Annotated in this window: 17 protein-coding genes; 4 read left to right on the top strand and 13 right to left on the bottom strand. The window is 36.6% G+C overall.

Annotated features, from left to right (window positions below):
- Positions 1 to 26 precede the first annotated feature (26 nt).
- The 8 genes from bamA to ACFIQC_RS05155 all read right to left on the bottom strand — a co-directional run bounded on the left by bamA (position 27) and on the right by ACFIQC_RS05155 (position 9,621).
- The gene (gene bamA / locus ACFIQC_RS05190) at positions 27 to 2,423 is read right to left on the bottom strand and encodes an outer membrane protein assembly factor BamA (RefSeq protein ID WP_375630040.1); all 2,397 of its coding nucleotides are present in this window, start codon (positions 2,421 to 2,423) and stop codon (positions 27 to 29) included.
- 202 nt (positions 2,424 to 2,625) lie between these two features.
- Positions 2,626 to 3,774, bottom strand: coding sequence for an RIP metalloprotease (locus tag ACFIQC_RS05185; protein ID WP_375706829.1), 1,149 nt, complete (start codon positions 3,772 to 3,774; stop codon positions 2,626 to 2,628).
- Between the two features lie 15 nt (positions 3,775 to 3,789).
- On the bottom strand, positions 3,790 to 4,605 hold the full coding sequence (locus ACFIQC_RS05180; protein WP_375613469.1) for a phosphatidate cytidylyltransferase: 816 nt from the start codon (positions 4,603 to 4,605) through the stop codon (positions 3,790 to 3,792).
- Between the two features lie 731 nt (positions 4,606 to 5,336).
- On the bottom strand, positions 5,337 to 5,897 hold the full coding sequence (frr, locus tag ACFIQC_RS05175) for a ribosome recycling factor (RefSeq protein ID WP_273790667.1): 561 nt from the start codon (positions 5,895 to 5,897) through the stop codon (positions 5,337 to 5,339).
- A 37-nt stretch (positions 5,898 to 5,934) separates the two neighbouring features.
- A complete protein-coding gene (pyrH, locus tag ACFIQC_RS05170; protein ID WP_375612123.1) occupies positions 5,935 to 6,654 on the bottom strand; it encodes a UMP kinase in 720 nt (239 codons plus the stop codon).
- Between the two features lie 157 nt (positions 6,655 to 6,811).
- The gene (tsf, locus tag ACFIQC_RS05165; protein ID WP_375630041.1) at positions 6,812 to 7,735 is read right to left on the bottom strand and encodes a translation elongation factor Ts; all 924 of its coding nucleotides are present in this window, start codon (positions 7,733 to 7,735) and stop codon (positions 6,812 to 6,814) included.
- A 102-nt stretch (positions 7,736 to 7,837) separates the two neighbouring features.
- Positions 7,838 to 8,617: a 30S ribosomal protein S2 gene (gene rpsB / locus ACFIQC_RS05160; protein ID WP_273788135.1), complete on the bottom strand. Its 780-nt coding sequence runs from the start codon at positions 8,615 to 8,617 to the stop codon at positions 7,838 to 7,840.
- 167 nt (positions 8,618 to 8,784) lie between these two features.
- A complete protein-coding gene (locus tag ACFIQC_RS05155; protein WP_273790664.1) occupies positions 8,785 to 9,621 on the bottom strand; it encodes a cell envelope integrity EipB family protein in 837 nt (278 codons plus the stop codon).
- Between the two features lie 145 nt (positions 9,622 to 9,766).
- Here ACFIQC_RS05155 and ACFIQC_RS05150 point away from each other — a divergent pair, with 145 nt between their 5' ends.
- Together ACFIQC_RS05150 and ACFIQC_RS05145 are read left to right on the top strand one after the other, a co-directional pair.
- Positions 9,767 to 10,228 carry a RidA family protein gene (locus ACFIQC_RS05150; RefSeq protein ID WP_375620782.1) on the top strand — a complete coding sequence of 154 codons (462 nt, stop codon included), beginning with the start codon at positions 9,767 to 9,769 and terminating at the stop codon, positions 10,226 to 10,228.
- A 134-nt stretch (positions 10,229 to 10,362) separates the two neighbouring features.
- On the top strand, positions 10,363 to 10,785 hold the full coding sequence (locus ACFIQC_RS05145; protein ID WP_375607220.1) for an HIT family protein: 423 nt from the start codon (positions 10,363 to 10,365) through the stop codon (positions 10,783 to 10,785).
- 7 nt (positions 10,786 to 10,792) lie between these two features.
- Here the strand turns inward: ACFIQC_RS05145 and clpA are convergent, their stop codons facing one another.
- Positions 10,793 to 13,144, bottom strand: coding sequence for an ATP-dependent Clp protease ATP-binding subunit ClpA (gene clpA / locus ACFIQC_RS05140; RefSeq protein ID WP_375706828.1), 2,352 nt, complete (start codon positions 13,142 to 13,144; stop codon positions 10,793 to 10,795).
- Between the two features lie 6 nt (positions 13,145 to 13,150).
- Entirely contained in the window at positions 13,151 to 13,522 is a 372-nt protein-coding gene (gene clpS, locus ACFIQC_RS05135; protein WP_375706827.1) for an ATP-dependent Clp protease adapter ClpS, read from the bottom strand.
- A 234-nt stretch (positions 13,523 to 13,756) separates the two neighbouring features.
- Here clpS and ACFIQC_RS05130 point away from each other — a divergent pair, with 234 nt between their 5' ends.
- Positions 13,757 to 15,106, top strand: a complete 1,350-nt coding sequence (locus ACFIQC_RS05130) for a D-alanyl-D-alanine carboxypeptidase (RefSeq protein ID WP_375706826.1) — start codon at positions 13,757 to 13,759, stop codon at positions 15,104 to 15,106.
- Between the two features lie 32 nt (positions 15,107 to 15,138).
- Positions 15,139 to 15,417: a hypothetical protein gene (locus ACFIQC_RS05125; protein WP_375640930.1), complete on the top strand. Its 279-nt coding sequence runs from the start codon at positions 15,139 to 15,141 to the stop codon at positions 15,415 to 15,417.
- 1,829 nt (positions 15,418 to 17,246) lie between these two features.
- Here the strand turns inward: ACFIQC_RS05125 and ACFIQC_RS05120 are convergent.
- The 3 genes from ACFIQC_RS05120 to ACFIQC_RS05110 all read right to left on the bottom strand — a co-directional run bounded on the left by ACFIQC_RS05120 (position 17,247) and on the right by ACFIQC_RS05110 (position 20,077).
- Positions 17,247 to 18,638, bottom strand: a complete 1,392-nt coding sequence (locus tag ACFIQC_RS05120; protein ID WP_375640931.1) for an L-serine ammonia-lyase — start codon at positions 18,636 to 18,638, stop codon at positions 17,247 to 17,249.
- A 340-nt stretch (positions 18,639 to 18,978) separates the two neighbouring features.
- Positions 18,979 to 19,668, bottom strand: a complete 690-nt coding sequence (locus ACFIQC_RS05115) for a nitroreductase (protein WP_375612167.1) — start codon at positions 19,666 to 19,668, stop codon at positions 18,979 to 18,981.
- A 256-nt stretch (positions 19,669 to 19,924) separates the two neighbouring features.
- Positions 19,925 to 20,077: a hypothetical protein gene (locus ACFIQC_RS05110; RefSeq protein WP_375630046.1), complete on the bottom strand. Its 153-nt coding sequence runs from the start codon at positions 20,075 to 20,077 to the stop codon at positions 19,925 to 19,927.
- Positions 20,078 to 20,676 lie beyond the last annotated feature (599 nt).

The raw sequence follows: 20,676 nt of genomic DNA, 5'->3' as shown, positions 1-20,676 counted from the left end.
GTTTTTCCTTCTTAAAATCGCTCAAATCAGAACTTCGTAGAAATACCAAAGTTCAATTTTTGCAAACGATCACCTTCCTGCTTCGTTATTGGCCAAGCATAATCAAAACGCAAAGGACCAAACGGAGAATCCCACATCAAACTCACACCTGCAGATGAACGCCAAGCACTTTTGGTATTGGTAACAGACGGTTCACCCTTAAAAACGGCTTTATAATTATTGCCATAAAGCGTGGCAATATCCGCAAATAAAGCACCGCGCAACCCAAATCCTTCAGGCACGACAGGGATAGGGAACTGTACTTCAGCAGTCGCATTCATATATGTCGTTCCCCCCAAGAAATAAACCTCACCCTTACTGGAAACCTGACGCGGACCTATTCCATTATATTTGAACCCTCGAATCATATCAGAATTTACTTTAAACATATCGAAAATACGAACACCATCTCGGCCCATTCCGTGGATATAACCACCCCCAAAGGAAAGCAAACCAACGATATCCTTCTGGTCAGAAAGAGTCTTGTACATCATCGCCTTACCCGTGGTCTTCAAGAATTTTGCACTCCCACCAAGCCCTGCATATTCCTGAAGCAGATGTACGTACCACCCATCATGGGGGGATCTCATATCATCAATCGTATTATAGGTGAAACCATAACTAATTGATGAACGTTTCCAAGGGCTGTGTTTTGCAGCTTGAACAATCGCACCAGAATATTTCCCATATAATTCTATTATGTCACTCTCTTTGTCAAAATCATACTCTCCGCCAAAATCATATTCTTCCTGCACATAAGAATAAGCTACATTAGCAGATAATTGATTATTAATAGGTAACGAAAACCGCAGCGATCCACCTGTCTGCCGTACATCATAGGCTTTATCAGCACGATAAGTACTACGAAAAACATCAACACCAGCAGATAAACGATACCCTAAGAAATAAGGATCAACAAATGATAAATTATAATTACGAGATTTTTCTTGCCCCGCACCTAATCCTAAACGAACATATTGACCACGTCCCCCGAGATTACGTTCAGTAACAGAAACTTCAAGTGACATACCAGGACTTGTTCCCCCTGTTGTATACCCTCCAGAAAGAGAGAGATCTCCTGTTGAAGCTTCAACGACATCTATTACCAAAACAACTTGGTCAGATTGATCTGTAGGAACCATTGAAATATTAACGGCTTTGAAGAAACCTAAACTTTCTAGACGACGTTTTGCCCGCTGTAATAAAGTTTGATTGTAAGCATCTCCTTCGTTTAAATCAATCTCACGGCGAATGACGTAATCACGCGTTTTCTCATTGCCACGTATATCAATACGTTGAATATAAGCACGTGTTCCCTGTTCAATATTATATAAAATTGAAATTGTATGATTTGCTAAATTACGATTTCCCCGCGGTTCAACTTTAGCAAAAGCATATCCCGAATCAGCAACTTTGTTATTAATAGTTGCAACAGACTGTTCAATATCTTCTGCACTATAAACATTACCTGGCTGGGTTTTAAGTATCCTTTTCACAGATTGAACGTCAATTCCATCAACATCACTTTCAACCTGAATATCGCTAATTTTATAGAGCGCACCCTCATCAAGAACGAAAGAAATTTTATACGTATTGCTTGCTGCATCAAAAGTTGCTTTAGAAGAGACTACACGAAAATCTGCATAACCACGGTTATAATAAAAGCGACGTAAAGCTTCTTCATCAACAGCGAGGCGCTCTTCACTGTAAACATCACCTCCCAACAACTTCGAAAAAATTCCTGAAGTTTTTGTTGAAATCACATCACGCAAACGGCGACTTCCAAAGACATTATTTCCCTTAAAAGTGATATCACCAATCTTTGTTTTTTTCCCTTCAACGACATTAAATACCACATTAACCCGCCCTTTTCCAAGGTTAATCGTTTGAACGTTAACAGTGATATTATTACGACCAAGAGTTTTATAAGCCTCACGAATTGTATTTATATCAGCAGAAAGCTTAGCAGAATTAAAAGGCTCATTCGGTTTTAAAGAAATAAACCGCTTAAGATCTGGGTCTTTAAAAGATTTATTTCCTTGAAACAATATTTGATTGACAACCTCATATTCTTTTACGAATACAACCAATTTATCACCCACCGGATTTATTTTAACATCATAAAATAAACCCAATTCGAAAAGATTCTTCACAGCACTATCAACATCACCACTGGAAACACCTTGCCCAACCTTAATCCCCATATTGTCTCGAATCGCCTGAGAACTTACAAACTTATTCCCACGAACCTCAATAGAGCGGACTACAGACGCTTGTATTTCTCCGACCGCAGCAATTGACATAAAAACCGTTGTTGGGGCAATCATCCCCATCTTTAACACCAATACAGATGCTGCATTTAAAAACTTTGAATTCGTAGTCATTGGCTTTTTTACCTTACTCTCGTTCCTTGGACATGATGCCTTAAAAGCTAACTGCCATAACAACCTTTTTACAGCGAGACTTTTAATTCCTTAATTACTCATTATAATGTACAACGCCACAACATTTTGTAGACATGGTAAACAACCTTCAATTTGTTTTTGCTATTATTACTTAATTTATAAAGCGTTTTCCATAATTTAATTAGCTAAACCAACAAAAATAATCATTAAAAAAGACAAAGATCATAAAAAGGAGAAGAATGGAAAAACCTAAACGAAAAACGATTCCCTGAATTTTAGCAGATATTTTCCTCCCAGTAATGACCTCAATGACATGCAATAAAAGATGCCCACCGTCAAGCGGTAGAATCGGAAAAAGGTTAATAAGCCCAACACTTATTGAAAGAAAAGCTGCCAAATTCAACAAAGAGATAAAACCTGTCTCGCTCACTTTCCAAGCAATTTTAACGGTTTTAGAAGGTCCACTTAGCCGACAACGATCCTCTTTGCCTCCTATTAAACGACTCATAAAAAGAACGGTTTGAGTGGCGATAAACACAGTACGGTCTGACGCTTTTCTTACAGCTGTTACAAAACCATAGCGAATATGTTTTATATAAGTTGGATCTAAACGTGCAGGATTATTTAAATCAACAGGAACACCTACACCTATCATAGCACTTCGTGTTCGATTACCAAATCCATCATCTCGCTCAACGACTTTCGGGGTAATCATCGTTGTAAAGACTCGCCCCATGCGTTCTATTTTAAACTCTATGGGTTCTCTTCCGTGAAAAGCTACATAATTCATCAAATCTTCAAAGCTTTCAACCCGTCGTCCATCCATTTCAACAAAACGATCACCTAATTCCAAACCGGATTGAAGAGCAGGGCTATCTTTTACCAAAGAACCAACAACGGGCTCAATGGCTACACGACCATAGATAAAGAAAAAAAATGTTAGAATAACAACAGTAAAAAGGGCATTGAAGAAAGGGCCGGCAAAAACAGTTGCTGCTTTTTTCCAAGCATGCGCACTAGCAAATGAACCATCAACAATCAGAGATGATTGGGATGATTCCGTATCGATTTTTTCCTCATCCCCAACAAATTTTACATAACCTCCTAAGGGGATAAGTGCTAAACGCCACTTCGTGCCATGCTTATCTGTATAACTCGCTATTTCTGGTCCAAATCCAAGCGAAAAAATTAACGCCTTAATACCACACCACCGACCAATGAGATAGTGCCCAAATTCGTGCACAAAAATGATAATCATAATGATGAAAAGAATACTCAAACTTCTTAAAAGAAAATCACCCATAGTGACGATATGATTTAAAGGTTCCAAACTATCTTCTCCTAATTAGATCATACTAAAAAGATTAAAAGGCGCATCCATATCAGACATAAATGAACCAATTAAATAAAGAAGAAAAGCTGCCCCTACCAATCCATCTATACGATCCATAAAACCACCATGTCCAGGCAATAAAGAACTAGAATCTTTAACAGAAAACCGTCTTTTGAGCCATGATTGCCCTAAATCACTCAATTGTGAAACAATTGACAAAACAAGTGTAAGGAGTGGCACAAAAAAACTGGCTAAATTTATATCAAAAAATCCAAAAGCAACCCATATACCACCGAAAACTCCGACAAATGTACCACCAAGTGCTCCTGACCATGTTTTATTAGGAGAAAATTGTGGTGCTAATTTAGGGCCCCCTAATGCACGTCCGATAAAATAACCACCGATATCTGTTCCCCACACTATCGTAAATAAGAAAATAACAACTTGGAACCCCAACATTTCATGATCCCGTAGAAAGCATAAAGCAACAACAGGAAAAGATGCATATAAAAAACCACAAAAAACCCAACCACTCTTTTTTATAGATATAATAGCTAACACTGTAGCTAAAACGATTAAAACACAAAAAATCAATGAAGCAGATACACTCAATACTAAAAAAAAGCCAAAGATTAAATAAAAGATACTTGCTAATATTTTTTGTAAAATACACCATTTCTCTTTAGTAATACTCATCCACTCATAAAGAACAAAACCGCCAATACACCATACAAATAAAAAAAAGAAGTTTCCTCCCAACCATGTTAGATACAACGCAATAATGCCAAAAACAAAAGCTGTCAGAATACGATAAACCAAATTAGACAAAACAACATCCAAACAATAAAAATAGAAAATACAAGCTCTAAAATTAACGCAAGAAAAACTCCCCTACGCAGTATTTTTATCTCATACCTGTATAATTTCTCTTATAATTTATCATAAATAATTCAGTCTACTAAGATAGCGCTTATGAAACTAATAATCAATGAAAACAGCTTCAAAAATCTCCGTCAAAATTATAAATATTTTTTTAATATTTTCTCAAATATAAAATGAAAAAGCAGTTACCTCTGCCCCATACAAATTAACCAATATAGGTTTCGTATAAAAACACTTTTCTATCAACTATTCGTCATTAAAAAACGAATTACGCCACATAACATCTGCTTGATCGATTATACTTACCATGTTTTATAATGAGAAATAAGAGAAAGGTTAGACTTGTTTTTTTGCATTATATTCTTTCCCCAACCTTCATCTTAGAATATTTGAATAATTTCTAACAATGCTTTCATTATGCATTTTAACAAAGACGTGCTCAACTAAAAAACCGCACCATGCTGTTAAATAGTATCTCCCAGCAAAGGGCATGATTTACCATGCAGACTAAAAAATAAAAACATCTGCCCTTTCAAATCAGTCTCTCCCATATCAAAATGATAGAATACCTTCCTGCATCACACCTTGCTACCACAGAGCACACCACTCCCTACAATTTCCCTAGAAACAATTTACAGGCTGGGAGTAAATATCCTTTTTCTAGTGACAAAATCGTCTTAAACGTGCATAATTTCAGATTCTTTTACGGCTAAAATTTTATCAATATCAGCAATAGTTTCATCTGTGAGTTTTTGAACTTTTTCAGACAAACTATGGGCTTCATCTTGTCCAATTTCACCATCTTTTTCTAACTTTTTCAAATTGTCCAGACCATCCCGACGAACATGACGTGTAGCAACACGCGCTTGCTCTGCATAGTGATGCGCAATTTTTACAAGTTCTTTACGGCGCTCTTCATTCAACTCAGGCAAAGGAATACGTAGATTCGTACCATCAGTTATGGGATTTAAACCAAGACCAGAATCGCGAATAGCGCGCTCTACAGCTCCGACCATCGTTTTATCCCATACAGAAACAGAAAGCATCCGAGGTTCAGGAACAGAAATATTAGCAACCTGATTTATATGCACAACAGAACCATAAGATTCAACGGTCAACGGCTCTAATAAACTGGCCGATGCACGTCCAGTCCGTAAACCACCTAATTCATGTTTAAAAGCCGTAATGGCACCATCCATGCGACGTTTCAGATCATCCATAATTGATGTAACATTCATATTTCTGTCTCCTTCAATTGTCCTTTGAAGCTTACCCTTATTCCGATACTATTGTAAAGCGTCCTGTTCCATTCAAGACCTTAGCCAAACCGCCTTTTTCATGAATGGAGTACACAATAATCGGTACATTGTTCTCACGTGCTAAAGTGACCGCCGTTGAATCCATAACAGATAATCCCCATTGCAAAACTTCAACATGTGTTAATTGGTCAAAACGCTTAGCCGTAGGGTCTATTTTTGGATCTGCTGAATAAATACCATCAACTTGTGTTCCTTTAAGAAGGACATCTGCACCAATTTCTGCTGCACGTAAAGTAGCAGCAGAATCAGTGGTAAAAAATGGATTTCCTGTACCACCTGCAAAAATAACAACTTTTCCCTGATTCATATAAGCTATTGCTTTACGTTGCGAGAAACTTTCACAAATTTGTGGCATAGCAATCGCAGAGAGTACAACAGTTTCAACCCCTATTTTTGTCAAAGATGTTCGCAATGCTAAAGAGTTAATAGCAGTTGCAAGCATTCCCATATGATCACCTGTCACTCGGTCCCCACCATGCGAAGCAACAGCAACGCCACGAAAAATATTTCCCCCACCGATAACAACCGCAACTTCTATCCCCATTGTGCGCACTTCTGCAATATCAGCGGCAATACGGTCTACAACAGAAACATCAATGCCAAAATTCTGCCCTCCCATAAGAGCTTCACCAGAAGCCTTTAAAAGAATACGTTTATACGGAAGTGCTAATGCCATTAATAATCTCCCCAAAAGCCTATTTACTTTTTGCTTTTGACATCACGAAGGGCACCACTTTTTTCACGTGACGCCCTCTCAACAATTACATTGTTCCCCTCAGAGATTCTACAACCAACGATATGACTTTAAATCTCTGTTCAAGAGTTTGCAATAACTAGCCTTTTACAGCAGCAGCAACCTCTGCAGCAAAATCAGACTCCTCTTTTTCCACACCTTCACCTAATGCAAAACGAATAAAGCCTGTAATTTTTGCTGGAGCACCAATTGATTTCTCAGCATCCTTTAAAGCGGCCTCAACAGTTATATCAGGATTCATAACAAAAGCTTGAGAAAGCAAAACAACCTCTTCAAAAAACTTACGCATACGTCCTTCTACCATTTTTTCAATGATATTTTCAGGTTTTCCAGACTGACGTGCTTGATCTGAAAAAATTGCTTTTTCACGCTCAACAGCAGCAGCATCAACATCTTGAGCTGTAAGTGCTAATGGATTGGTTGCCGCAATATGCATCGCAACCTGCCGACCAAAAGCAAGAGCAGCTTCCTTATTTCCTGTTGTTTCAATCGCAACCAAAACACCAAGTTTTCCAAGCCCATCAGCCACACTATTGTGTATATAAGTCGCAACAACACCATTCTCAACAGACAATTTAGCGGAACGACGAAATGTCATATTTTCGCCAATTGTACCAATTGCATCTTTAATCGTAAGCTCTACAGTCTTCTCAGAGCCTGGATAAAGAGAAACAGAAACAGATTCAACATCCCCTGGCGTATCTAAGGCAGCAGTTGCTACTTTACGCACAATGTCTTGGAATCCATCATTGCGTGCAACAAAATCTGTTTCAGAATTAATCTCAACCAAAACTGCATGTGAATCTTTTGATACGACTCCGATTAATCCCTCAGCTGCTGTACGACCAGCCTTTTTATCTGCTTTAGCTATTCCTTTTTTACGAAGCCAATCAACAGCAGCTTCCATATCACCATTGGTCTCTGCTAGAGCGGCTTTACAGTCCATCATACCAGCGCCAGATAGTTCTCGAAGTTCTTTTACTTGTGCAGCAGTAATGCTCATATTTGCCTCTTTATTTTGTAACAGTGAAAGCGTGCAAAATCCCTCTGCACGCCTATAACTTCTTCTTTAGACAATAAAAGTACCTTAATTAGGCATTTTATATTATTCAGAAACTTCTGAAACTGCATTTTCTTCCAAAATAGGCTCCACAGGTGCATCAACTTGAGCTCCTAAATCGATACCCATTGCTCCTTGCTGGCGTGCAATACCATCAAGAGCAGCACGGGCAAAAAGATCGCAATAAAGAGAAATTGCACGTGAAGCATCGTCATTACCTGGTATTGGATGTGTTACGTCATCGGGATCACAATTGGTATCAATAATAGCAATCACTGGAATACCTAAACGCTTTGCTTCTTGGAGTGCAATATTTTCTTTATTCGTATCGATAACAAAGATAAGATCTGGAACAGAACCCATATCTTTAATACCACCAAGCGCACGATTAAGCTTTTCACGATCACGTTCAAGATTTAAACGTTCCTTTTTAGTAAAGCCTTGCGCTTCAGCAGCAAGAATTTTATCAAGCTTCCGCAAACGATGGATCGAATTGGAAATCGTTTTCCAGTTTGTGAGCATGCCGCCAAGCCAACGTGCATTAACGTAATACTGAGCGGAACGATTCGCCGCATCTGCGATAATATCAGATGCTTGCCGTTTCGTACCAACAAAGAGAATACGACCACCACGCGCTACAGTATCTGAAACAAGTTTAAGTGCTTGGTGTAAAAGTGGAACAGTCTGAGCAAGGTCAATAATATGGATATTATTACGCTGACCATAAATATAGGGAGTCATTTTGGGATTCCAGCGATGAGTCTGGTGACCAAAATGCACACCGGCTTCTAAAAGCTGGTGCATAGTAAAATCGGGTAGTGCCATAAATCTTATCCTTTCCGGTTCAACCTCCGCGGAAAAAGCAGAAAGACCTGCTACCGGCGGATGCTTGCTAGAATTTTCTCACAGATCATTTGCAAACACCCAGACTCCGCGTGTGGAATAGCGCAAACATACTAATATTTGATTCTTTTTCAAGTTATTTTCTTTAATCATTTAATATTTGCATTTTCACATTGATTAAGATCTTTTCCAAGTTCCAAGAATTCAAGACTGTTCAATTTTGCACGCACTGAAAAAGTTCCATAATCTATATGAAGATCACGCATGACACCATTCTCATGTAAGAGAAAACTGCTACGATAAACCGGCAAACCATCTTTATTTTCTCCATCATCAAAATAAGAAATTGTAACAGGCCAATATTCTTCTTCATCCAATTTTCTTACTTTTTCCGTTTCGCTATCAGATAAAAGTGTCTTCTTTTCCCCTATGACGATACTTTCTTTTATAACTTTATCTGCTTTATTTGTCCCATCAAATACAGTAACATTGTAAAAATGATCTCCTGCTTTTGCATGGCGGATAATATTTTTTAGTTGCATTATTGGAAATTCAGCCATTGCAAGCTTATACTCTTTTTCCTTTGGCTTTTTTAAGGTAACTGTAATACCATCTTGAGTACGCTCCGCAACCCCCTCGGCACGATGCACAACCTCTTCTCCCTCTTGATCTGTGATATTAAAACGAAATGTACGGCTGTCTCCTGTCTCATAACTCGTCGTCTGTTGATCAGTCAAACGTACTGGCATATCTTCAATGTGAACACGGCTAATGAAACGAAAACGTGTGCTATAGCCTTGGCATGCCGAACCAGTAAGCTCGTAAACCATTCGTCCTGACATCGCAGAAATTGTCATTTCATGAGAAACACTATCGAGATGAAAATCATAAATTGCTCGATGAGGCACAATAAAAATGGGCTCTTCAGCTCTCGCAGTACATAAAAAAACAATATATAAAATTATTATAAATAATGATCTAATCATTCCCAACTTCCGAACTTTATCCCAGTTGCATAACATCATACAATAAGGCAAAAAAGGTTAATTTCTCAATTAACCACACATTTTCTTAAATCAAAAAATAGATTATGCAATGAATATATTATAGAGCAGCTATGGAGTTAAAATTATGACCAATATGATTGAAAAAAACTTAGAAAAATTCGGAATCACTCTTCCTGAAGTAATCTCCCCCCTTGCCAATTACATCACCACTTCACAAAGTGGCAATCAAATCTTTATTTCTGGACAACTCCCTCTTATTAATGGAAAACCAATAGCCATCGGTAAAGTTGGTGCAACTGTGAATACCGAACAAGCCCAAAAAGCATCTGAAGCTTGCGCTCTCAATATTCTCGCGCAACTCAAGGCAACTCTGGGTGACTTAAATAAAATAAAACGTGTGGTCAAAATTACTGTTTTTGTGGCTGTAGATTCTCATTTTACCGATATTCCTTTTGTTGCCAATGGAGCTTCTAATTTATTCGTCAATATCCTTGGTGAAATTGGAAAACACGCCCGTTCTGCTATTGGTGTTGCCTCTCTTCCTATGGATGTTCCTGTAGAAGTTGAAGCCATCATAGAAATCTAAACCTTCATTAAGACAGTGCATTATCCTAAATATAACTGAAGTCAAAATACTTCTTTGTCTTACACTCTGATAAACCTTGCATTTTTTCGTTTTTAAATTAGAATCTTAAACTTACGATAAAAGGAAATATTTGTATGAAACAAGCTTATGACAATAACAATATTTTTGCTAAATTGATTCGCAATGAAATCCCTTCTGTTCGTGTCTACGAAGATGATGATGTTATTGGATTTATGGATATCATGCCACAGGCACCAGGTCATACGCTGGTCATTCCTAAAAAAGGCTCTAGAAACTTACTTGATGCAGATCCTGAAACATTATTTCCTGTTATTAAAGCTGTTCAAAAAATTGCAAATGCTGTCAAAAAAGCCTTTCAAGCAGATGGCATAACTGTCATGCAATTTAATGAAGCAGCTAGTCAACAAACCGTCTATCACCTTCATTTTCATATTATACCACGTATGGAGGGAATAGAGCTTACCCCTCATAATGATATGGTAACGCCTCCAGAAATACTTGAAGAGAATGCAAAAAAAATTCGTGCAGCTTTATAACACACTCTTAAGTTGTTGTACTTTTTTTTCCTACACGTTTTTTTGTAAAGTTTTCCATTTTACTTTTCTTTGAACTTACAGATATATCGGAAGATGAAATTTCTAACTGTAAGCTTTCTTTTTTACCATTTGATTTTTGTGTCAATACGCGAACGGTCCCACCATTGCGTAACTTTCCAAATAAAATTTCATCAGCTAATGGCTTTTTAATATATTCTTGTATAACACGCCCTAATGGGCGTGCTCCCATCTGAGAATCATATCCTTTATTAGAAAGCCATAAAGTTGCAGAAGGGCTTAATTCAAAACAAATTCCCCGATCAGCTAATTGTGCTTCAAGCTGAAAAATAAATTTTTGCACTATCTGATTGATGATTAAATGAGATAAAGGTGCAAACGGAATAATTGCATCTAACCGATTACGAAATTCTGGTGTAAATAACCGATTGATTGCTTCTATATCCTCACCATCACGATGTACTTTCCCAAATCCAATAGCTGATTTTGCCATATCTGAAGCACCAGCATTGGTTGTCATAATCAAAATAACATTGCGGAAATCAATTTTCTTACCATTATGGTCTGTTAATCTACCATAATCCATTACCTGCAATAAAATATTAAATAACTCTGGATGCGCTTTCTCAATCTCATCTAGCAATAGAACTGCGTGAGGTTTCTGATCAACTGCATCTGTAAGGAGACCTCCTTGATCAAACCCTATATAACCTGGAGGTGCTCCGATTAAACGTGCTACCGTATGCCGTTCCATATATTCTGACATATCAAAACGCAATAATTCAATGCCTAAAGATGATGCAAGCTGTTTTGCAACTTCAGTTTTTCCTACACCTGTTGGTCCTGAAAATAAATAACTTCCTATTGGTTTATCCGGTTCGCGTAAACCTGCTCGCGCCAATTTTATGGATGAAACTAAGACGGAAATTGCCTGATCTTGACCATAAACAACATGTTTGAGTTCTCTTTCAAGCTTACTCAGTATCTTCTGATCATTCCGAGAAACTGTTTTTGGTGGAATTCTTGCAATTGTAGCAACAGTCGCTTCAATTTCTTTAACACCTATACTCTTCTTGCGTTGTTTTTGTGGCAAAAGCTTTTGCGCTGCGCCACTTTCATCAATAATATCAATTGCTTTGTCAGGTAACCTACGGTCAATTATATAACGTGAAGATAATTCTACAGATGCCTTCATCGCCTGATCTGTATATTTAATCTGATGAAAATCTTCAAAGTAAGGCTTCATCCCCTGCAAAATCTTAATCGCATCTGTAACAGAAGGTTCATTAATATCAATCTTCTGAAAACGACGCTCTAAAGCACGATCTTGTTCAAAGAATTTGCGATATTCTCTGTAAGTCGTCGAACCAATACATCGCATAGTTCCAGAAGATAACACAGGTTTCAAAAGATTTGCTGCATCCATATTTCCCCCTAATGTCGCTCCTGCTCCAATTAAGGTATGAATTTCATCAATAAATAAAATAGCATCTGGATACAGCTCAAACTCTTTAATAACTTGCTTTAAGCGTTCTTCAAAATCACCGCGATAACGTGTACCTGCAACAAGTCCCCCCATATCAAGAGAAAATATTGTTGCATTTGATAAAACTTCAGGCACTTGCCCATCAACAACACGCTTTGCCAACCCCTCAATTATAGCTGTTTTCCCTACTCCAGGATCACCAACCAAAAGCGGATTGTTTTTTGACCTTCGACATAAAATCTGTATCATGCGTGAAATTTCTATTTCACGGCCAATTAATAAATCAATTTTTCCATTACGTGCTTTACAATTGAGATCAACACAATAATTCGTTAAAGCACTTGTTCCTCTTTCACCATTATCCGAAATCTGCTGATCTAATTGCTCTTCAAGTCCTTCAAGTAACATGGATAACCCATCATCACGCGTGACACCCTGTGAAATAAAACGTACAGCATCGTAGCGTGTCATTCCCATCTCTTGAAGAAAATATGCTGCATGGCTTTCACGTTCAGAAAAAATTGCAACAAGAACATTTGCCCCCGATACTTCATCTTTTCCAGCTGATTGTGCATGAATCACCGCACGTTGGATAACACGCTGGAAAAAAGCTGTAGGCTTTGTATCCTCATCAGCTCTAATCTGTTCATCTAATTCTGAGCGAAGATAATTGGTTAAGCGCTCTCGCAATTCCTCCACATCTACTTGGCAAGCCTGAATAACGGAATTTGCATCGGCATCATCTAACAGCGCAAGTAGAAGATGCTCTAGTGTTGCATATTCATGCCGTGCTTGAGTAGCAATTGTTAATGCACGATGCAAAACCTCTTCAAGACTAGGTGTAAAAGATGGCATAGCTCCTCACTTCCCTTCCATTACACATTGTAACGGATGTTCATTTTGACGCGCACATTCCCTCACTTGTAATATTTTCATTTCAGCGACTTCATAAGTGTAAGTCCCACATTCTCCTATCCCATTGTGATGAACATTTAACATTATCCGCGTTGCCTCTTCGAAACTTTTTTTAAAAAAGTTCTTCAAAACGAAAACAACAAAATCCATAGGTGTGTAATCATCATTAAGCAAAAAAACTCGACATAATTTAGGTTTTTCGAGTTTTTCTCTAGCCTTAGGCATTATAACCGCACCATGCCTACCTTCATCCCAATTCTTGCCCTTTTCATTATGCATAATATGAGCTATAGAGTTTATTATGAGCATCTGTCCCATTATCGTTTTCCATGCAGCACATTTTTATTAATTTTAAATTCTTTCATAACTATTGCAATACCTGTTTGTATTAGAAAAAAATTTCCCTCTATGGTTAGACTTCAATCACTCACTCATAAAATAACTTCTGTAAACAAATTAGTAATACCATTCGTCTAAACTGCATCAATAAATTACAGAAAAGGAAGCTTTATAGAAGTTTTTTAGGATAAATGGAGAAATAGGATACTGCAAGTGTATATTAATTATCAAAAAATTATGCGCTACTGTAAAACAATAGCAATTTCTTTTGTTATGTTAGCTTTTTCTTACTGTTGGGCATCCGCCACACCTCAAGGGGCCTATCCTGATAAGTATGCGGCTATTGTTATAGATGCTACTACGGGAAAAACTCTATTTCAAGCCAATGCAACACTGAAACGTTATCCTGCTTCTTTAACAAAAATGATGACATTGTACTTACTCTTTGAAGCTATGCAGATGCGTCGTGTGACACCAAATACACCAATTCCTGTTTCTCATTATGCAGCAATGCGTCCACCGACAAAAATTGGGTTTAAAGCAGGCCAAACAATTTCTGCTGAAGCAGCAGCTAAAGCACTCATTACAAGATCCGCAAATGATGTTGCTGCTGCCATTGCAGAATATCTTGGAGGTAGTGAAAAAAAATTCGCTCAAATGATGACAGTAAAAGCTCGTAAACTTGGTATGAAACATACACATTTTGCAAATGCTTCAGGACTTCCGGATATGCACAATTATTCTACGGCACGAGATATAGCGACTTTGTCATTAGCTTTACGTAAACATTTTCCCAAACAATATAAATTGTTCAAAACAAAAAGTTTTAATTTTCGTGGACATAAAATTAACAGCCACAATAAACTTGTTAAAATAATGAAAGGTGTCGATGGAATTAAAACAGGCTACACACAAATGTCAGGTTCTAATTTAGCAACTTCGATGCGTCTTGAGGGGCGCTCTATTGTCGCTGTTGTTATGGGAGGTAAATCATCTACTGCACGTGACGAACATATGGCTAGCTTATTGAATCAATATTTGCCCAAAGCAAGCCAAATGAAAAGTGATGAACGTTTAATGGCTTCTGTACGCTATCACTTACCCACTGGCGCCAATACTCCGATACCAACCATTAAAGATGATTCAAGTAATTTTGACGATGAAATTTCGACTATGTTGACAGCATTTGCAGAACAACCTAAAAACTCCAATATCGCAATAACGGCTGTCAATAAGGTAATTATACCAATACCGAACCCTCAAAAAACTACACCGGTTGAGACTCATAAAATTGTAACAGCCTCTTTATCCGAAAATGCCGGATGGGCTATCCAAATTGGTTCTCTTCCTAGTGAAGAACAAGCAAAAACTCTACTTTTAAAAGCAAAAAATACAGCTTTTTCCACTTTAAAGCACGCATCTTCACACATGCAACTGTTTGAAAAAAATGGGCAGCGTTATTACCGAGCGCGCTTTACAGGGTTTCAATCAAAAAAAGCTGCATTTGATGCTTGTTCTACATTAAAGAAAGCAAATTTTAACTGCTATACTGTAGCCTACTAAAAGTTTTTGAATTCTGCATTAAGGATAGTATTATGACAGATAATGCTTTTGCTTCATTCCATAAAAAAGAAGTTTTATTGAAGCAATCATCCCTCCTTTCATTGCGTTCTCTTCACGATGCTGCCGCAAAACTTACTGGTTTAAAATATAATCCGACTGCATTAGATACACAGTCTCTTGTTAACCTTCTCATTTGCCAAACAATGCGCAACCGTCGTCTCATAATGCCTCCTGTACGCATTCATTTACGTGTTGCGAGCCAAACTGGTAATGTGCCTATTAAAATCCGTTTAGGAGCAACAAATATTTAATTCTACAGATCCTCTCTAAAAAACTATTTTATTATTAACCATTATCTACAGCCTTAGAAAACCTTTTGATAAACATACTTTTTTCTTAAATTGTTGAATTTTCTGACGGCTTTTCCAACTATCCAATATCTCCAAGCTTTCAATAAAAACATTGTTAAGGACATAAAAATACCCAATATTTTTCCACTTTTGGATTTAATATAAAAAATTATCCTTGATATCTTTCTGGAAAAAATGAATAGCTTCATTAGATGAAAGCTTATCATTTGATGGGATTATTGTAAAAGTTCAATAAAGAAAATCCCTCTTAATAACGCTCCCTATACAACATAAACGCTGTAAAAAAAAACAATCTCACTCCTCTTACTTGTATTTATGTCAACAGGCACAGCAAATTGGAAAATACAAATACTATCGATAAAAAAACGTAAACAAATTATCAGATTAAATATTATGATAACGATTTCCATAAGATTTTAATTTATAATTATAATTTATTTTTTGCATATTGAACAAGAGATTTTCGTAAAATAATCTTATTTTACTTCTTATCTTGAATCAGTCAAAATCGCTCGCTTGCTCATCACAAGCAAAATTAGCATATAAACCATTTAAAAAAGGAATCAAAATATCCCTTATGAATCATTTCAAGTACTAGGATCTTTTGTAACATTGAAAGTTGAAAAAAGGATGATAGTGCTGGTTTTCTCCCTTTATAAATAAAGATGCTAATACTCTATAGCTTTTATACCATTCATGGAAAACTTACATTATATTATTCATATGCAAGATACTGATTTATAAAGATAATTAATTATTTTGTATGTTAGATGAGAATCTCGAATATCGTAAGATTCTCTCATTTAAAATCTGTTTATGTTGAATCAATCAAAACCGTCTCTTGCATGTTATGAGCGAGATTAGTGTGTAGCGTGAAACTGTACCAAAAAGACTAAAAATGCCTATAATGAACCGTTTCAAATGCCAAGTGCTTTAGTTCCCCTGTACAGAGGGGGGGGGCTGGCAAAGTGCGTAACCATGCCAGCGTACTTCTTTTTATTAAGCATAAAGATGGAGACAGCTCAATGGATTTACCGTTATATCATTCACAGGTGCCATCGCGAAATGAGCTTGGGAGCGTTGTGAGACATTTTTTTAAAACGAACTCACGAACGTGTCACACGATAATGTTCTATCGTGTGCATTCTATTCTCATGAGAATTTTTATAAATATTTCTTAATGTATACGTTATTATTTATTTTAATTTTTTTGTCGGTACAAAATTTATAAATAAAAAAGATATTTCCGATATATCTCTTAATTATTGTAAATTAGTGTTTTTTTCAAGGCATTTTTACCATACTAGGTAGAAAAAAACTTCACTTTTAAAAAATTAAAACCTTTAAAATTCTACTTTCTTCATCATAATTATTCAGACTTAAAACAAATTTTCCTTGGATACTCAGGCATAATCTTCCATTACTTAAAAGATATATGGCTATGGAAACTTTTTAAAGCCATAAAACCCAGCTAAAAATAATGGCAGATTGATCACTAATTTTACTTTACGCTTTCTTATTTTTTCCAAATTAAACTTTTTTCCTATTTTAGAGACAAATCAAACAGATGTAGAACACTCTCCCCTCCAAGCTTGCATGAAAAAGCTATTATTCGTTAAGAAAACACTGAATCATCTCAGATTTATTTCAAACTACTGCTGCATTAAAGTGGAATTTTGATTTATAAGGAACAAAAAACATAAGCTTTATTAGGGAAATACGATCTCTCTCCAAAAAGTCCAGTTATGGATTGAAAAATGTTCCAGCTCTTAACAAGATATCGCATTGACTGCAAGACCACCTTTACTTGTCTCTTTATAGCGTTCACTCATATCATGACCAGTCTGGCGCATTGTTTCTATACAAGCATCAAGAGAAACAAAATGATCTCCATTACCATATAATGCAAGAGAAGAAGCCGTTACCGCCTTAACAGCTCCCATTGCATTACGCTCAATACAAGGCACTTGTACAAGACCTGCAACAGGATCACATGTCATTCCCAAGTGATGTTCAAGCGCAATTTCTGCCGCATTTTCAATTTGAGCTGGTGTTCCACCTAACGCTGCAGTCAACCCTGCTGCGGCCATTGAAGATGCCGTTCCAACTTCACCTTGACACCCAACTTCTGCACCAGAAATAGAGGCATTATGTTTGATAACACCGCCTATAGCTGCTGCCGTTAATAGAAAATTATGTATTCCCTCTCGATCTGAATCATCATTAAACTGAAGATAATAACGCAAAACGGCTGGGACGACACCGGCTGCTCCATTTGTTGGTGCTGTAACAACACGACCACCTGCTGCATTTTCCTCATTGACTGCTATAGCATACACCGAAAGCCAATCATTTGCCCAAAGTGGATAATTGTAATTTTTCTTTTGTTTTTCCAAAAGCGTTTCATGCAGCTTTTTAGCGCGCCTTAGAACACGCAATCCACCAGGCAACTCACCTTCTTGTGAAAGACCTCTATCAATGCAATTTGTCATCGCTGAAAAAATTTCATCAAGCCCTACATCAAGAGAAGAACGCTCTATCTTTGTTTCTTCATTTAAGCGCTTCATTTCAGCAATTGAAAGTCCTGATTTTTCTGCCATTGATAACATTGTACAAGCAGAATCGAATGGATATGGTACCTCAAATGCTTCTGGTTGTATATTATCATTCATATGGCTTAATTCATCCTCAGTCACAACAAAGCCACCACCGATAGAATAATAAATCTGCCGCAACAGAACATTCCCATCAGTATCAAGTCCTTCAAAGGCTAGTCCATTTGTATGTCCAGGGAGGATTTGCTTTCGTTCAAAAATAAGATCACGTTGCACATCAAACTGATAAGCGGGATGACCTTCTGGTTGCACTTTTTTTTCACGTATAACTTTTTTTAACAAAAACCCCATGCTATCAGGATCAACAGTAGAAGCTTTTTCTCCTAAAAGTCCTAATATGATAGCTCTATCTGTTGCATGACCAATACCCGTGAAAGCTAAAGAACCATAAAGATAAACACGTATACGAGAAACTTGAACATCAGACGACTGAGAAAAATCTCCTATCTTTTGCAAAAACATATTAGCAGCAGTCATTGGTCCCATCGTATGTGAGCTAGAAGGACCAATCCCAATTTTAAAAAGTTCAAAAACAGATAGAAACACGTATCACCTTAAACTATAGTACAGCTTGAGCATATATGCTTTTTCATAACGTTTCTTCCGTTTAAAATCAAATTGCGAGATAAACTAAAAAAATGACAACAATAAACACGAATGTCGCTCGTCTTGCTACCACCCAACACTTTCTTTCTATAGTGTTTTCCATTAGCCAACCTTTAAAACGGACAATGCCCCTAGAGTCACTACTCCCAATGTTCCAAACGTAGTAAAATAAGTGTTAATATGCAATATTAAAATTCAATAAGGATGAGAAATCTTATCGGAAATATTTTTCATAATGCACTAAGTTCTTCAAAACATATGCTTAATTGTATAAAATATTTTATGGGTATGTTTCAATGAAACGTACAAATTTTTCTAACGATTCTCGTTCTGTCTCAAAATTGTTTTCTGGAGCACTCATATCGCGATAACCAAGTGCCATACCACAGATAATATGGCGATCAGAAGGAATAGATAAAAGCGTACGAATCTGTTTATGATAATCAGCAAAAGCAGCTTGAGGACAGGTATCTAATCCAAATCCACGTGCAGCTAACATAATGGTCTGCATAAACATACCCAAATCAAGCCAACTCCCCATTTCCATGTCGTGATCCATTGTAAATAAGAGTCCTACAGGTGCATCAAAAAATAAAAAATTTCGCGCCTTTTGATGAAGTATTTTTTCTTCATCACCTTTTTGAATTCCAAGACTCTGATAAAGATCCAAACCAACTTTTCGACGCCTTGAAATATAAGGCTCACGCCACTGACGTGGATAATAACTATATTCACGCTCTCCTTTTACACCTGAAAGCACAAGTTGTGAAAGCTCTTGCCCTACTTTCTGTAATACACTTCCTGTAAGCACAATTACTTGCCACGGCTGAATATTTGTTCCAGATGGTGCACGTGCTGCAAGTTTTAAGATTTCTTTGATTGTTTCCAAACTAACTGGCTGATCAGTAAAAGCGCGAATTGACTTTCGTGACAAAATAGATTGAAAAACACTCATAGGAGAAACTGTCATTGTTTTTACTTTCTTTATGAAAAATAGTTTTTTCTTATCAAGAATAATATACTGCGAAAATACCTTTGCAGCTTTTTCAAACACTCTATTTCTTTAAATGACTTACACATTTCACGCAGTGGTAAATATTCCCCTTAGAGACGGTATAATCTATCTCTTTTAAGAGAAAGAAATTAGTCTAAAAGAAGACAAAATAAATTTATAATCAATGACTACCCTCCAACTCCGCGAAGCTCTCAAAAGAACTCTCTTCAATTCATTCTAAATCCTGTAGAAGATCATCAACATCATGCTGCATCTGCTTTAAATCAGTTCGTTTTTTATGAATTCCTGCAATTAATTTCTTAAGCTTTTTCTCATCATCAGGTGGTTTTCCAACCATTGTCAACATATCAGATATTTCAGACAACGAAAATTTTACTCTGTTAGCATACAGGATTTGTTTTAACTTATGACGATCCGTTTATGTATAAATCCGTGTACTTCCACACCGAAAAGGGATAAGAAGTCCCTCTTCTTCATAGCAAAGTTCGAGCTATTATTGAAAACTCACGTGTTAATTTTCCAATTGAATAATATTCGTACATTTTATTATTCTGTCTGCATAGATCACATTGTTATAAGAAATATGTCTATTTTTTATATAACTTAATAAGCACCCCAATCTCTACTTTCCTGCATTCTAATTTATAAGAAAATACATTTTATCGTACAAGCATTGTATAGTAGAGAATCAATTATTTTTTAGATTACAGAAAAGACTATTGATCTTTCATTATAAGTCTTTTTAAAGCTTTATAGAAGATATCAATCAAAAAATTTCCTCAAATTCAAAATCAATCATTATTTGATTTGTAGATAATCAACTCTTTTCCTTGAATATGATTTTTGAGTTTCACATATTTGGGAAAAAACTTTCTATACTGCTTTTAGAAATTAAGAAACTTTAAAATAAAGTAACAAAAAAGATAAGCATCATTACAAAACAATAAGCTACTAAAGATGTTT

This window comes from Bartonella sp. AA126HLJHH (assembly GCF_042197425.1).
Lineage (GTDB): Bacteria > Pseudomonadota > Alphaproteobacteria > Rhizobiales > Rhizobiaceae > Bartonella.
Note: the sequence above shows the minus strand (reverse complement) of the source record. Positions and strands in the feature narration are given on the sequence as shown.

What these genes read in the sequence shown, in the direction of transcription:
- ACFIQC_RS05145 (WP_375607220.1), top strand. Translation starts at nt 10,363, where the DNA reads ATGAAACAAGCTTATGACAATAACAATATTTTTGCTAAATTGATTCGC.
- rpsB (WP_273788135.1), bottom strand. Translation starts at nt 8,617, where the DNA reads ATGGCACTACCCGATTTTACTATGCACCAGCTTTTAGAAGCCGGTGTG.
- bamA (WP_375630040.1), bottom strand. Translation starts at nt 2,423, where the DNA reads ATGACTACGAATTCAAAGTTTTTAAATGCAGCATCTGTATTGGTGTTA.
- ACFIQC_RS05125 (WP_375640930.1), top strand. Translation starts at nt 15,139, where the DNA reads ATGACAGATAATGCTTTTGCTTCATTCCATAAAAAAGAAGTTTTATTG.
- clpS (WP_375706827.1), bottom strand. Translation starts at nt 13,522, where the DNA reads ATGGGACAGATGCTCATAATAAACTCTATAGCTCATATTATGCATAAT.
- frr (WP_273790667.1), bottom strand. Translation starts at nt 5,897, where the DNA reads ATGAATGTTACATCAATTATGGATGATCTGAAACGTCGCATGGATGGT.
- pyrH (WP_375612123.1), bottom strand. Translation starts at nt 6,654, where the DNA reads ATGGCATTAGCACTTCCGTATAAACGTATTCTTTTAAAGGCTTCTGGT.
- ACFIQC_RS05150 (WP_375620782.1), top strand. Translation starts at nt 9,767, where the DNA reads ATGACCAATATGATTGAAAAAAACTTAGAAAAATTCGGAATCACTCTT.
- tsf (WP_375630041.1), bottom strand. Translation starts at nt 7,735, where the DNA reads ATGAGCATTACTGCTGCACAAGTAAAAGAACTTCGAGAACTATCTGGC.
- clpA (WP_375706828.1), bottom strand. Translation starts at nt 13,144, where the DNA reads ATGCCATCTTTTACACCTAGTCTTGAAGAGGTTTTGCATCGTGCATTA.
- ACFIQC_RS05115 (WP_375612167.1), bottom strand. Translation starts at nt 19,668, where the DNA reads ATGACAGTTTCTCCTATGAGTGTTTTTCAATCTATTTTGTCACGAAAG.
- ACFIQC_RS05155 (WP_273790664.1), bottom strand. Translation starts at nt 9,621, where the DNA reads ATGATTAGATCATTATTTATAATAATTTTATATATTGTTTTTTTATGT.